General features: G+C 36.2%; 14 protein-coding genes. 13 read left to right on the top strand and 1 reads right to left on the bottom strand.

The window, feature by feature from the left end:
- Positions 1–382 precede the first annotated feature (382 nt).
- On the top strand, positions 383–3,319 hold the full coding sequence (locus M3189_RS09130) for a lamin tail domain-containing protein (protein ID WP_251633542.1): 2,937 nt from the start codon (positions 383–385) through the stop codon (positions 3,317–3,319).
- Positions 3,320–3,505: 186 nt separating this feature from the next.
- Here the strand turns inward: M3189_RS09130 and M3189_RS09125 are convergent, their stop codons facing one another.
- Positions 3,506–4,303, bottom strand: a complete 798-nt coding sequence (locus M3189_RS09125; protein WP_251633541.1) for an HAD family hydrolase — start codon at positions 4,301–4,303, stop codon at positions 3,506–3,508.
- 238 nt (positions 4,304–4,541) lie between these two features.
- On the opposite strand from M3189_RS09125, the gene hflK reads away from it, so the two are divergent.
- From hflK to M3189_RS09065, 12 genes are all read left to right on the top strand, one after another.
- Positions 4,542–5,510, top strand: coding sequence for an FtsH protease activity modulator HflK (hflK, locus tag M3189_RS09120; protein ID WP_251633540.1), 969 nt, complete (start codon positions 4,542–4,544; stop codon positions 5,508–5,510).
- Entirely contained in the window at positions 5,503–6,438 is a 936-nt protein-coding gene (gene hflC / locus M3189_RS09115; protein ID WP_251633539.1) for a protease modulator HflC, read from the top strand. Before hflK ends, hflC begins: the two co-directional genes overlap by 8 nt.
- Before the next feature lie 129 nt (positions 6,439–6,567).
- Positions 6,568–7,890, top strand: a complete 1,323-nt coding sequence (locus tag M3189_RS09110; RefSeq protein ID WP_435368069.1) for an NfeD family protein — start codon at positions 6,568–6,570, stop codon at positions 7,888–7,890.
- A gap of 355 nt (positions 7,891–8,245) precedes the next feature.
- Positions 8,246–8,992, top strand: a complete 747-nt coding sequence (locus M3189_RS09105) for a DUF2087 domain-containing protein (protein ID WP_251633538.1) — start codon at positions 8,246–8,248, stop codon at positions 8,990–8,992.
- A gap of 22 nt (positions 8,993–9,014) precedes the next feature.
- A complete protein-coding gene (locus M3189_RS09100) occupies positions 9,015–9,368 on the top strand; it encodes a GIY-YIG nuclease family protein (RefSeq protein ID WP_251633537.1) in 354 nt (117 codons plus the stop codon).
- Between the two features lie 121 nt (positions 9,369–9,489).
- Positions 9,490–9,708: a hypothetical protein gene (locus M3189_RS09095; protein ID WP_251633536.1), complete on the top strand. Its 219-nt coding sequence runs from the start codon at positions 9,490–9,492 to the stop codon at positions 9,706–9,708.
- Positions 9,709–9,773: 65 nt separating this feature from the next.
- Positions 9,774–10,094 carry a ribonuclease E inhibitor RraB gene (locus tag M3189_RS09090; RefSeq protein WP_251633535.1) on the top strand — a complete coding sequence of 107 codons (321 nt, stop codon included), beginning with the start codon at positions 9,774–9,776 and terminating at the stop codon, positions 10,092–10,094.
- A gap of 357 nt (positions 10,095–10,451) precedes the next feature.
- Positions 10,452–10,760: an Ada metal-binding domain-containing protein gene (locus tag M3189_RS09085; RefSeq protein ID WP_251633534.1), complete on the top strand. Its 309-nt coding sequence runs from the start codon at positions 10,452–10,454 to the stop codon at positions 10,758–10,760.
- Between the two features lie 141 nt (positions 10,761–10,901).
- On the top strand, positions 10,902–12,026 hold the full coding sequence (locus tag M3189_RS09080; RefSeq protein WP_251633533.1) for an SPFH domain-containing protein: 1,125 nt from the start codon (positions 10,902–10,904) through the stop codon (positions 12,024–12,026).
- Between the two features lie 3 nt (positions 12,027–12,029).
- On the top strand, positions 12,030–12,626 hold the full coding sequence (locus tag M3189_RS09075) for a hypothetical protein (protein ID WP_251633532.1): 597 nt from the start codon (positions 12,030–12,032) through the stop codon (positions 12,624–12,626).
- 470 nt (positions 12,627–13,096) lie between these two features.
- Positions 13,097–14,317 (top strand): aminopeptidase, encoded by a 1,221-nt coding sequence (locus M3189_RS09070; protein ID WP_251633531.1) that lies wholly within the window; start codon positions 13,097–13,099, stop codon positions 14,315–14,317.
- Positions 14,318–14,700: 383 nt separating this feature from the next.
- Entirely contained in the window at positions 14,701–15,252 is a 552-nt protein-coding gene (locus M3189_RS09065) for a sigma-70 family RNA polymerase sigma factor (protein WP_251633530.1), read from the top strand.
- The last annotated feature ends 1 nt before the right edge of the window (position 15,253 follow it).

The following is a 15,253-nucleotide window of genomic DNA, read 5'->3' as shown; positions in this document are numbered from 1 at the left end:
AAAAGTGGTTAATCTGAGCTTATCATAAGTGGCATTTGAATTAATAGGACGTACGGATAATTTGGAGAAGGGGCAGAAGGAATTAATTACAGGAATCAAACAATTAACTATTCGGACGGAAAAACTAGAAAAGTAGAAATACAGGTATTTATACCTGTATTTTATTTTGAGAGGATTCTAGTACTCCTAGAGGCAATAGTGAAAATCTAGTATTATTTTCCACGCAAAAAAGACCATCAGAAGAACCACCCACCTGTTCACAATTAACATAATATTTACACAAATGTACATTTGGAATTTACAATGATGGATTATTATTAGGTGATTGTGGCGTTTCACAGACGCCCAATAAAATCATAAAAAAGAAAAGGAAGTTGACAAAATGAACAAAAGGAAAGAAAGAATGAGTATTTTAAACCTGTTTATTATTGCATCGATAGTAGTATCTCTATTATCTCCAATGCAGTATGTACAGGCTTTAGAAGTAGAAAATCCTGTTTTTATTAATGAAATAGAATCCAATGATACTGTTACAGATATAGATTGGATTGAAATCATGAATACTGGCAATAGTGATATCGATATCAGTGGATGGTTTGTTTCAGATGATAAAGGTATAGAGCGTGTGGCAGAAAATAAGGAATGGCGTATTGAGGATGGAACTGTATTAAAAGCTGGCGAAATCCTAGTTATTGAACATAGTGATTCGTTAGACAATCTGTCTTTAGGAAAAGATGATACTGTTAATCTGTATGATAGTAGCGAGAAGTTGTTGGATACACATACATATTCAGGTCATGCAGTTGGTACATATTCAAGAGTTCCAGACGGTAAGGGTGATTTTATTGATCAGGATCCTACCAAAGGAAAGGTAAATATTGTAGAAAAAGAAGAGTTGCCTAAACATAGATTAGTAATTAATGAGATTAATTCTCAGCCGGATGATTGGGTTGAGTTAATGAATCTAGGAACAGAAGAGATGGATCTGTCTGGTTATGAAATTCGTGACAATTCTGATGACCATCGTTGGAAATTTGCAGAAGGAACAATACTGCAAGCAGGTGGATTGTTTGTCGTTCATGCCAATACGCTTGGTCAAGTATATGATGATCAGAAAGGTGCTTATGCTGTAGGTGAATTCGAAGCTGCAATTGGTATTGGTGGTGGAGACTCTATTCGTTTATATGACAAAGAAGGGAAATTACTAGATGAATATTCCTGGACTGCGCATGCTAGTTATGAAGGTGATGCAGCATTGGCGTCTTTCGGAAGATATCCAGACGGGACAGGTTCGTTTGTATTAACGAAAGAAACAAAGGGACTAACAAACGATTGGTATAAACCTCAAATTGTTATCAATGAAGTAGAGTCTAACGATGATGAAAGTGATTGGGTCGAAATTTATAATGCAGGAACAACGACCGTAGATTTAACTGGCTGGTATTTATTTGATGATGACCCAGTAGGACATGCTGCCGAAATAAGCCCTGTTGCAGATAGAACGGTTCTTAATCCAGGCGAATTTTATGTTTTTGATGGTAATAAGCATTTTACATTTGGCTTAGGAAAGGCTGATAAAGTTACTATTTTTAATAAAGCAGGTGTGTCTATTGCTGAATATTCATGGGCAGCACATGCAAATGGTGTATACGCACGTATTCCAGATGGAACAGGCGAATTAATAGAGTTTGCGACTTCGACTAAGGGAAAAGCAAATATAGTAACAAATCCAGTTAGATTAAATGAAGTACAGTCAAGTGACTCAAATGGTGGACCTGATTGGATAGAACTTGCTAATCCAACAGGAGAAGCTTTAGATATTTCGGGAATTGTCATGAAAGACAATGATGATGAACATCAATATGTGATCCCAGAAGGTACAACAATTTCAGCTAATGGATTTTTTGTCGTAACAGACGAAATATTTGGTTTTGGACTTGGAAAGAATGATTCTGTACGTCTGTTTGAAAATGATAGATTAATCGCCAGCACAACCTGGACAGATCATACAAACCCTACTTGGGGATTATATCCAGATGTAACCGGGAACGAGTATAGAAATACAAAAGTAGAAACACCTGGTGCACCAAATAAATTTGCAGATATCCCTGAAATGATTACTTGGCCAGGGAATGGAGAAGTTGAAATTTTCGACACTGAACCAACATTTTTAGAGGATTCTTCAGGGTTGGATTTCTTTAAGGGCCAATTATATGCAGTTGATAATGGCACAGGTAAGTTTTGGATTTTAGACGTTTTAAAAGATGGAAAGTTAAGCTTTGCTAAAGGGTTTGAGAACGGTAAGCGTGTTCGCTTCCAAAAAGATGCAGACGATGCAACAGCAGCAGGCCCAGATGCAGAGGGAATTACAGTAGATGGTGATGGCTTTGTTTACATTGCTTCTGAACGTGATAATAATGTGAAGGGCGTTAACTATAATACGATTTTGAAAGTCGATCCACATAAACAAGGTGATGATTTAGTTGCATTACAGCAGTGGGATTTAACGGCTTCATTACCACAGGTTTCTGCCAATATGGGGATTGAAGCTGTAGAATGGGTATCAAATGCAAATGTTAAGGGGAAGCTTTATGACCAAAATACGAATACAGTTTTTGATGCAACGAATTATCCAAATGCCATTTCAAATGGTGTGTTCTTTGTGGCATTAGAAGATAATGGTCATGTGTATGCATATGTTTTAAATGAAGATGGAAGTTTTGTACAAATTGCTGATATTGACAGTAAGATTGGTGGAGCAATGGCTCTTGATTATGATAAATTTGAGAATGTATTATGGGTTGTTGCCGATAACGGATATGCTAATCGTGCTGCTAAAATATCATTCAATGGAGAAAAACAACCAGAAATTACACATATATTGCCTGCAAGTGGTGTCGATATTCGTTTCAATAATGAAGGATTTGCCATTGCAGAGGCAATTTTTACTAAGGATGGACAAAGACCTGTGTATCGATTTAAAGATGGAGATAAATTTGGTGCTTTATCTATAGGATCTATTTTCTCTGATTATAAAGATAATGTAGATGATGATTCCGTAAATACAGGCAATGAAGGAACTCCGGACAACGATCAAAATCAAAATGAACAAGGAAATAGAGATGATGTCGCCAACAATGTTAACGCTGATGAAGTCAATAATGGCAGTCAAAAAGAAGTTGAAGGGAATAACCCACAAGGAAGTAATCAGCTACCTAATACAAGTACACAAATATTTAACATTATTGTAATGGGATTATTCATGGTGATTGCAGGTGTAGGGTTGTATATGCTTTCAAGTAGAAAAGAAGTGCTATAGAAGGATATGGCATTATATTTGTAGAGGTAAAATGAGATAAATTAAGAAACGTTAAGACACTCACAAATGTTGATATATCAATGTTTGTGAGTGTCTTTTTTTACTACGGAATAAAAAAACAGGTATGAATCTAACAAAATAGTTCATACCTGTCATTTTGTATTGAAAATATTATTGTATAAAACTTTAAATCACATTTGATTTGTACGATTTATAAAGATAGTGCTCAATAAACTCAGCTAATCCATCATTTTCATGGTGTCCGGTAACAAAATCAGCAACGGTTTTTATCTCTTCGCTAGCGTTCCCCATAGCAACACCAGTACCTGCTTGACGAAGCATTTCGATATCATTGGGTCCGTCTCCAATCGTTACAACTTCAAGTGGACTAATTCGTAATTTGCGGAGCAAGCTCTTGATAGCAGACCATTTCGAAACATTTGGGGCAAGTAGCTCAAACCCGTCATTCCAATTGATGACTTCAGCTTCGTTTTTAAAATAGGCGGATAATTCAGGGCTTGAAATACCTGTTCGTACGCTATATTTTAAAACATCCTGATAATTCGCCTGTCTTAAATCTCCAATATACTGTGGCGGACATTGCCCAATTTTTGTCCAATAATCAATTTCTTCATCCGTTTTCTTACAATAAAGCCCATTTGCTGTATGGATCATAACATTACAAGGATGTTCAGCGGTCATCTGGTGGAACCTTTCTTCGTTCAATCGGACTGTGTTCATTTGCAAAGCTCTTCCTGACTCTGCATCGTGGATAGAAGCACCATTCAAACAAATCATCGGAGTTCGTAAACCAATTTCTTTATGATAGGGAGCCGTTACCTCATAGTGTCTTCCTGTAGCAAGAAACACTTGGACTCCTTGGTTAATAAGTTTATAAATAGCTTCCTTATTTCTGCGGGAAATTTCGTTTGAGGCTTTAAGTAGTGTACCATCCATATCAATAAATACTGCACGTACGTTCATTTACGCTTCCCCCTCATTCGGTGATAACCCAATCATATCAACAGATTATTAATGTATTGTAAACTTCATGTTTAGAATCAATAAAGTTTTATAGGATGAGGAGCTCGGCGGGGATGTAACGGAGGTTACGTTAAAGAAACATCCTATGAATACTTTTCTACTATTTATTAAATATTGAAACTTTTTTGTAAAGTAGCCGTAATAAAGCTATAGACTTATAGAAAGAGGGGGAGACAGCATGGGAAATATAAATAGAATCTACAAAACCGTTGGACTTATTGTTTTAGGCGCCATCCTCGTTATTGTTGCTTTTACCACTTGGTATACGGTCGATGAAAGTGAGCAAGCCGTTATTATTACCTTTGGTAAGGTTGAAGAGGGAGTAAACGAACCTGGGCTGCATTTTAAGCTGCCATGGCCAATTCAATCCGTTGAAACGTTATCAAAGGAAACCTTTAGTCTACAATTCGGTTATGAAGAGAAAGATGGGGAAATAAAAGAGTTTCCAAATGAAACGAAAATGATTACTGGTGATGAAAATATCGTTTTAGCGGACCTGGTCGTCCAATGGAAAATAACCGAGCCAGCCAAATATTTGTTCAATGCTGAACATCCAGAAGAAATATTGTATAATGCTACATCTGCATCTTTAAGAAGTATTATCGGCAGTTCGAAAATTGATGACGCCCTAACCTCTGGAAAGGCTGAAATTGAAGCGGATGTCCGGGATTTGTTATCTACATTGGTAGAAAAATACGATATCGGGATTTCGATACTTGCGGTTAAGCTTCAGGATGTGGAGCTGCCCAATGATGAGGTAAGAAAGGCATTTACAAATGTTACAGATGCCCGTGAAACGATGAATACAAAGATTAATGAAGCAGGGAAATATCGAAACAAGCGGACCAATGAAGCCAAAGGGGAAGTGGCTGCCATAGATTCAGCAGCCAAAGGTGATAAAGCAGCAAGGATAGAAACAGCAAGAGGGGATGTTTCCGTATTCAATAAATTGTACGAAGAATATCGTACCAATCCTGACATTACTCGTGAGCGTTTAATTTTGGAAACGCTTGAACAGGTTCTCCCTAATGCTGAAATTTATATTATGAACGATAATGGAGATACATTGAAATATTTCCCAATCAGACCTTTGGAAAAAGAACAGCAGCCAAAGACAAATGAGGAAGGAAGTGAAAAAAATGAGTAATGACAATGTAGTCAACATAGAGGGTCGTGGCCCAAAAAAATTCAACTGGCGGAACTACAAAAAAATAGGCATCTTTATCATCATCGTAATCGTCCTCTTAGGGGTATTCCTTTTAAACCTCATAGTTGTGAAAGAAGGCCAGTATAAAGTGATTCGGCAGTTTGGTGAAGTGGTACGGATTGTGAAAACCCCAGGGTTAACCTATAAAGTTCCGTTCATTCAAAGTGTCACGACTCTGCCAAAATATCAAATGACGTATGATGTTACCGAAGCTGAGATTAACACCAAGGATAAGAAACGGATGCTCATCGATAACTATGCCATTTGGAGAATTGAAGATCCGAAAAAGATGATCACCAATGCTAGGACCGTTGAAAAAGCAGAATCCCGAATGGAGGAATTTATTTACTCCGTCGTTCGTTCCGAGCTCGGACAGTTAAACTATGATGAAATTATTAATGATGAAAAATCTTCACGTGGTTCTTTAAATGATCGGATCACTGAAAAGGTGAATGACCTTCTCGGAAAAGACCATTATGGGATTGTGGTTACGGACGTAAGGATGAAGCGCACAGATTTACCTTCGGAGAATGAACAGTCTGTATTCACAAGAATGATTTCTGAACGAGAATCGAAAGCACAGGAATATCTGTCTATGGGTGATGCAGAAAAGAATAGAATAGAAGCTGATACGGATCGCGAAGTGAAGGAATTGCTATCTAAAGCGAAAGCTGAAGCAGAAGGTATTCGTGCTGAAGGGGAAGCTGAGGCAGCGAGAATCTATAATCAGGCGTTCTCAAAAGACCCAACCTTTTATTCCATGTTCCGAACTTTAGAATCGTACAAAAAGACGATTAATGACGAGACTGTTATCGTCCTTCCATCCGACTCCCCTTATGCAGGTTTGTTGATGGGATATACAGATTAATCATATATATACCAACAAGTTAAATGAATGGTAATGCCCTGCTATTTGCTTCGGTGTAGCAGGGTTTGTCCTGTCTGGTAAGAAAAAGGTGTTTTTAGGAGAAACATAAATAGAAGGGAGCGAACAGAAGTGGTAGGTATACGGATCGTTGCTTGTTTTTCATTGATATTTGGCTTTATGCTTATGCTGCTCCCAGTGGACAGCTCTGCGAAAGGAGAAGTTGTCTATGTTGTACCGATTGAAGAAACAGTTGAAAAGGGATTGTACGCCTATTTGAAAAGAGCCGTTGAAAGTGCTGAGAATGAAAATGCGGACGTGATTATTTTTGAAATCAATACCCCTGGTGGAGCCGTTGATGCTGCTGTAGATATTGGCAAGCTGCTTACTTCCACGAAAACAAAGACAGTAGCTTTTATTAATAACCGAGCGTTATCCGCGGGTGCATATATTTCATTAAATATGGATGAAATCTACATGGTGAAAGGGGGGACGATGGGAGCGGCTGCTATCATTGACCAGCAAGGGAATACTGCTGGAAAGAAAGCGGAATCCTATTGGTTTGCCGAAATGAAAAACGCAGCAATGCATGCTGACCGAGATCCCATTTATGCACTGGCAATGGCGGATGAAAATGTTGATTTACCAAAGTACGGAGCCGAAAAAGGAAAATTACTAACATTAACCTCCGAACAGGCTGTAGAGGTCAAATACGCTGAAGGAATTGTTAACAATCTTGATGAACTGCTTGAATTACTCGGATACCCCGAAGCGGATGTACGAACGCTTGAAGTAAGCATGGCTGAAAAAATTGCCCGCTTTATCACGAATCCATTTGTTTATTCGATGTTACTAACGATTGGACTTCTAGGTCTCGTATTGGAATTATTCTCACCTGGTTTCGGTGTTTTCGGGTTTACCGGAGTGTCATCCTTGCTGCTGTTTTTTTATGGACATCTCGTTGCGGGGCTTACAGGTTATGAAAGCCTTATCCTATTTATAATCGGGCTCGCCCTAATACTATTAGAGTTGTTTATATCAGGTGGTATTGCAGGGATCCTCGGCTTTATCGCAATTGTTGCAAGTTTCTTTTTGGCAGCAGATAATCCAGTTTATATGGGTATATCCCTGCTAGTGGCCATTATTGTTTCCATCTTGATTTCTAGTTTAATGATTAAGATCTTTGGTAAAAAATTGCGTCTGTTTAACAAGCTCATTTTAACACATACCACGAATACAGAAAGTGGTTATATCGCAAATAAAAGCCGTTTAGAATTAATCGGACTGGTTGGGGATGCGTTAACAGTCCTACGGCCATCTGGTACCATCGTCATTGAAGACGAAAGGCTAGATGCTGTAAGTGAAGGTGGCTTTATTGGCCAAGGATCCAAAGTAAAAGTGGTGAGGGCAGAAGGGTCCCGAATTATTGTAAGAGAAATACCAAATATGGATTAGATTTTGTGCCTGTCTCCACCCGGTATATGTCGAGGTTTGTAGAATAAAGAACCAAAAGTGCTACAAAACAGACGCTGTTCATTGCATCGTCTGTTTTTGTGTATTTTATCCTTTAAGAATCTAATACAAATTTTAATAGACTGGTTTTAGAATACGAATAAAGGCATCCTAACAATCCCTCCTTACTATTTCATAAACGTAATAAAATATTGTTTGCTTATTCATATGTGAAACAATAATTTTGTTCGTTTTTTTGTTGACATAACCCAAACGGTATTGTAATTTGTTTATAGAAAAACAAACGAATTACATTCATGTTTGCATTTCTTTAAATTGGATAGGGTGTGTTAGTAGGATGGAAATATCAAATGTTTTTTGGAATGCCTCATTCGATGAACTGAAAAAGGGGTATATTCAAGACTGTGATTCATTTACTTGTCTAGTATGTGGTGAAAAGATAGAAAAAGGGATTGTTTATCCTTTTGAAAATAAATTATTTGAAGCTGAACGGTATATGCGAATTCATATTGAACGTATCCACGTATCGATATTTGACTATTTACTTGGGATGGATAAGAAACTTACCGGTCTTACTGAACATCAAAAGAAACTATTATCCCTTTTTTATCAGGGGAAAAATGACAAAGAAATTCAAAAGGAATTGGGTATTGGAAGTGTGTCTACTATTCGTCATCATCGTTTTGCTTTAAAAGAAAAGGAACGTCAGGCAAAGACTTTTTTGGCTATGATGGAATTACTGAAAGAAAAAGATGAATATGCACCAGCTTTTGTAACCGTGCACAAGACAGCCACAATGATAGATGAGCGATATAACATTACGCAAGATGAACAAGAGAAATTGGTGAATAAATACTTTTTAGATGGAGTATTAACGAAGTTTCCCCAAAAAGAAAAACAAAGACTTATTGTCCTAAGAGAAATTTCTAACCACTTAAAAATGGATTACCAGTATGATGAACAGGAATTAAACCAGATTCTAAAAGGCTTTTATGAGGATTATGTATTAATTAGAAGATATTTAGTCGAATACGGTTTTTTAGAACGTAAATCAGATGGAAGTAGTTATTGGTTAAAAAAGTAAATGAAATGAGTAGGTGAATAAAATGGATCGCAAAAAAGAGTTGAAACAACAATTTAAGGAAACATCCGTTGAAGCGGGAATCTATCAGATAAAGAATACAATCAAGAATAAACTATTGGTTGGAAGTACGAAAAACTTAAAAACTCTAAATGGAATAAAATTTATGCTCGAAACAAATGGGTACACCACCAATAAAGAGCTGCAAAAAGAGTGGAACCAGTACGGAAGAGATGCTTTTACGATTGACATCCTCGAAAAATTGAAAAAAGATGATGGACCCTATTTTAACGAAAAAGAAGCTTTATTGGCACTTGAAGAAGAATGGCTAGAAAAGTTACAACCATATGGAGAACATGGTTATCACCAAAAAAAGTAATAATTGGTGCAGCCCTTATATCATTTTTTTCACAACTAGTTTAGAAACTTTTAATACGGCGGATATTACTATTGAGGTTGATATGCCTGTAAAAAAAGAAAGATGATGAGGAGGAACGAATATGAAACATAATGAAGAAACGATCTCGTTTTCAGCAAATAAGAAATGGCTTGCTATTCCTGCAGATATGCGCAAAAAACTGGAACGAAATGTTTGGTGTAGTTTTTGTAGTGATGTTGTTCAAATAGAAAATTATGTCGTCAAAGAATCTCCTCCAAGTATTGCTCTTGAGGGGAGCTGTAAAAAGTGCGGAAAAAATGTGGCCAGATTTATTGAATAATAGTACATTACTTTATGAATATAGAATGAAAACAATGAATGTACTAGAAAATGGAGGAAAAACAAATGAAGTTTCCAAACGACGCTGATGGAAATGCTTTACATAGTCTATATAAAGATGGATTAGATTTTAAAAAACAACACTCAGTAGAATTCTTTGTTGCCGTGCCTAATAAAGTAACAGGTGAAAAATTATCGAAAGTACTAAAAGAAGAAGGGTTCAATTGTTTCTTAGAGCAAGACGACGAAACGGAAGAGTGGGCATGTTCTTGCTCTAAAAGAATGTTATTACATTATAATGAATTAATTAAAATACAGAAGAAATTAAATGATTTAAGTAAACCACATGGTGGTTATGCTGACGGTTGGGGCGTTTTTGTAGATTAGAAGGGTTGAGGGAATCATGAAGTTGCTTTTTATTTCTTTACAGAGAATAAAGTTACAATTGAACAAGTACTAGAAACCTTAACTTGCCCATTGATTTAAGTTCCTGTTATGAATAAACGAAAACGTCCCAAGTAGAACTCGTCACACTTGGGACGTTTTTCATTGGACTCACATTATGGGAGTAATATGAAACAGTATAGAGGAAAAATGACCTATTATATCGAATATTGTAAGTATAAATACCAGTTTATTATATACATATAATGATAGGTTTGATATTCCTATAGAATCTAATTTAGAGACTGGGTATATTAAGCCGGAAAAATTATTAATATTGAATTGAAGGTGATGAGTAAGGTGGGAAATATTAATAAGATATCAGCAGGTCAACCCAAAACCTATACACTTTTAGGAGCAGATAATATCCCATATGTGAGTGAAACTCCAGGATTGTTGGGAGGAAATCGCAAAAGCAAAATTTATGGGCGTTTTGATTGTCATGCTGCTATTCGTGCACTAAAAATAGGTGGATATGAAAAATATCGAGTTTTTTTTGCTGATGAGGAGACAGCTATTGCGGCTGGTTATAGACCTTGTGGAGCATGCATGCGTGAGCAGTATGTAAAATGGAAAAATGAAAAGGACAAGCCTCTTTACAACAACTAATAAGGAGATTTAAGAGAAATGAGGTTTTCTTATGGGGTGAATTTAACACAAGAAAACCGTCCAAGTGTGTCCTGTACTTTTTGTTTCACATAGTATAGCGTTACTGTCCAACAATTATTAGATATAAGAGGTGAATATAAAATGGGTATCATTCAAACGTTTAAAGGTGCTATTGGCGGAACATTCGCTGATCAATGGAAAACAATTATCACTGTCGGTCATTTTGATGAGCATACTGTTGTATCTCCGGGTATCTTGAAACAAACAGAAAAAGTTCGTGGTTCAAACTATAATGGTTCAAACGGTGTTATTTCAAATGGTTCAAAAATTTATATCCCTGAAAATACATCTGCTTTCATTTTTAGTCAATCCGGTATTGAAGAAATTATTACAACTCCCGGCGGATATGAATATCGAAATGGTCAAAAAAGTATTTTTAATGGTGACGGAATTACAAATTCTATTTTAAAACAAGTAAAAGATAGAATTGGGTATGGGGGGCAAACATCCGACCAAAAACAAATCGCTTTCGTAAATTTACGTGAAATTCGTGGTATAAAATTCGGTACAAAAGGGCCACTCGTTTACCATGATTTATTTTATGGGACTGACCTTGAAATAATGGCTTTTGGTTCATTTTCTTTAAAGATAGTAGATGCAGAAAAATTCATTAAAAACTATGTACCCGCAAATGTCAATTACTATTCATTCGATGATCGAAAAGCGAGAGCACAGGTGCTATCAGAATTTCTTCAATCTTTTGTTGATGCATTAAATTCCCTCTCGATAAAATATCGAATTTCACAATTGCCATCACAAGCTAATGAGATTGCTGCTAAAATTTCTGATGCCAACTCAAACGCTGGAACATGGAAAGAACGATTTGGTTTTGAAATTGGTAAAGTGGGTATTGAAAATATTGAATTTTCACCTGAATCAAGAGAATTAGTTAAACAATACTCTTCAAATAAAATGAATCTTAAAGCCTTCGAAGATAATTCTCAAAGGTCTTCAAATATTGCTGCTCAACAAAAAATTGCACAGGGCATTCAAGACAATGGTTTAGGGAATGGAGCAGGTATGATTTTTGGAATCAATACGGCTCATGGTTTGAACCCGCAGAACGCCTCACAAACTGAATCAAAAACAGAAATGTCGTTTGATGAGCAAATCGAGGCGGTCAAGAAGCTTAAAGACTTACTCGATGTCGGAATTTTGACGCAAGATGAATTTGACTCTAAGAAGAGAAAGATACTGGGGTTGTAGAGTATGTTAGCAAATGTTTTAAGTAAAGTTCCAGTGAAATATCACATTGGACTTAGAAATGGACTGTTGTATGCCGCAGCTTTTGCTTTTCTTTTTGGTTTATTATCCTATGATATTTTTACCGAAGAAAAGGAGACAATTACTAAAGAAACAGGGCACCTTTTCTGGAAAAAAACAACAGAAACTACGATTCATCATGATTTGAGTGAGAGGATACCATATCTTATAGTAGCTATAGTTTTAATATTATTGGCATTTGTTTGTATTGTTACTGCAATAAAATTGATTCTATTATTTGGGCGATATAAAAAGTATTTAGCTATTATAAAAGGTAATGACAAACTATTAATTCAACAAGTCGCAGATATTAATAATTCAAATCCACTCCGAGTTAGGAATGACCTTCAAAATATGATCGATTCAAATTACATAAATGGGTACTATATTGACTATAAGCAGGGACTGTTGGTGGATAAAAATTATATTCCTGAAAGATTTGATATGAAGATAGTTAAGTGTCAATCATGTGGCGCAGGTAATGAAGTAGGGATTGGACAATCAAATTATTGTATGTACTGTGACAGCTTGTTAATCATTTGATAGTCTTTTAAGAATACGTTATACGTGAGAAAAATCAAGTTTTTGTTTTCAGTGGTGATGTGCCTTATTTGTTATAGGTAACGGAAAGACCTTCCTAAATTCAATACAAAACGAAGAAGGATGTCTACCACCGGAAAAGTAGTCATGGTGTTGATATGTTCCAGAGAACAACAAAATGGTTGATATGTTTCCATATACCACTGAAGCGATAAAAACCGTTGACCTATTCCCAATAACGTCGACATTAAAAATGGAAACATTGCCCTGATTATAGAATTGGAAACGTGATATTGAAGTAACGAACAGGTTAGTGGTTGGAAGTCATTAATGAAAAGACAACCAGGCCTATGAAATCCTGCGAATAAGTGAGCATTCAAGAGATATTCGTATCAATCTGAGGGAGTTTAAGAGTGTAAAATACAATTTTTCAAAGAACTCATGATAAAATAACAATGAATGGAGGGATATTTTTGAAAACGTTTGAGGAAAAATTAAAAAGCTATGCTGAATTGGTAGTGAAAGTGGGATTAAACGTTCAACCGGACCAAATCCTTTATGTAAGAACTAGTGTGGATACGATTCCATTTGCTAGAGCTGTCGCTCACGAGGCTTACAATGCAGGTGCAAAAAATGTGTATGTTGACTATACTGATCCTGAAATCACACTCTCACGCTTTTTGAGAGCATCAGATGATGTTTTCACAGAATTTCCTGAATGGGAGCGAATTCAACGTGAGAAGTTGATTGATAAGGATGCGGCATTTTTATTTATCGTTTCCGACGATCCGGATTTATTGTCCAAAGCTAATCCAAATCGTATTGCCAATTACCAAAAAGTAAGCGGAGAAGCCATGGTAAAATGGCGAGAGCAGCATGATGATGTTAGTTGGGTCATCTGCGCAGCTCCAAGTCAAGCCTGGGCAGATAAGGTTTTTACAGGCGAAACAAATAGCTTGGACAAACTTTGGGATGCAATCTTCAGTTCAGTACGTATAGGGGAAGTTGAACCTGTAAAGGCATGGAAAGATCATATTGGAAACTTGCTCCAAAAGGTTACTTATTTGAATGAAAAAAAATATAAGAAGTTACATTACAAAGCTGAAGGCACAGATCTAACGATTGAGCTTCATCCCCTACATCTATGGAGAAGTGGTGGAACCAAAAATCGACATGGTGTTCAATTTGTTGCGAATATGCCAACTGAGGAAGTCTTCACTTCGCCATTACGTTCAGGTGTTAATGGTTTCGTTTCGAGTAAAAAACCACTTAGCTATGCAGGTAATTTAATTGATGAGTTCAAATTAACTTTTGAGAATGGTCGAATTGTTGAAATTAAGGCTAAGAAGGGAGAAGAAGTATTAAAGAACCTAGTAGAAACAGATGAAGGCTCCCATTATCTTGGTGAAGTAGCCCTGGTTCCACATGACTCACCTATTTCAAATACAAACGTACTTTTCCTAAATACATTATTTGATGAAAATGCTGCAAACCATTTAGCATTAGGATTCGGTTTCCCTAACTGTATTGAAGCTGGAGAGAAAATGACGAAGGAGCAACGTGAGGAAGTAGAACTTAATTCGAGTATAACTCATGTTGATTTCATGATTGGTTGTGCGGATATGGATATTGATGGTGAATTACCTGATGGTACACGTGAGCCAATCTTTCGTAAAGGGAATTGGGCTTTCTAATTGATTTTGTTGAAGAAGGAATCTTTTGTTATATGCAGATATTCCTCCTTAAGGTAAAAAGGAGGAATAAGATGGCAAGAAAAGGCTGGATTTTATCAACTCTTTGTGGTTTATTACTTATTTGTAAACGCAGATTTACGCCGATCAGTAATTCTGAATTTAGGAACTGTTGTACTTGCAGTTCCTTCTGAGAAGTAAGATATTATTAATCGAATAAGTAGTATTATAAGCCATCTAACCTACATACAACATTCTGGAACAATCCGATAAGAGGTTGTTCCTTTTTCCATTTATACCTTAGATGAAGTTCATAAAAATCCAATATTTTTTCAAACCAGATGAAGGTTAGCTACGTCTATTATATGTGAGAGGGTGATAACAAGATGAATGGACTAAAACAACTGGCGGTGACAGATGAAAGTATGTTGCTTGAAAGAGAGGAAATAATTGATCAATTAATGCAAGAATATAGCGATGATATCCTGCATCTCGTATATACATATGTTAAAAATCGAACGACAGCAGAAGATTTAACGCAAGAGATATTTTTAAAATGCTATGAAAAGTTAAATCAGTTTAATCAGCAAGCAACACTAAAAACATGGGTATATCGTATTGCTAGTAATCATTGTAAAGACTACTTAAGAAGCTGGCATTATCGCAAAATAACGCTTAGCGATAAAATTTTGGATTATATACCTTCGAAATCAAAACAGGTTGAAGAAGAGATTATCGCGAATAGTGAAGAAAACATCTTAACAAATGCTGTCATGAATTTACCTCTAAAGTACAGAGAAGTAGTATTTCTGCATTATTATGAAGAACTATCTTTAGCCGAAATAAGTAGGATTACGACAGTAAATATAAATACAATAAAAACTAGATTAAAGCGTGCGAAAGAATTATTAAAAGACAAGATGATCGAGGAGGTTTAGG

The organism is Neobacillus niacini, assembly GCF_023715415.1.
Lineage (GTDB): Bacteria > Bacillota > Bacilli > Bacillales > Cytobacillaceae > Neobacillus > Neobacillus niacini_C.
The sequence above is the reverse complement of the archived record's forward strand: the minus strand, read 5'-3'. Positions and strand labels throughout refer to the sequence as shown.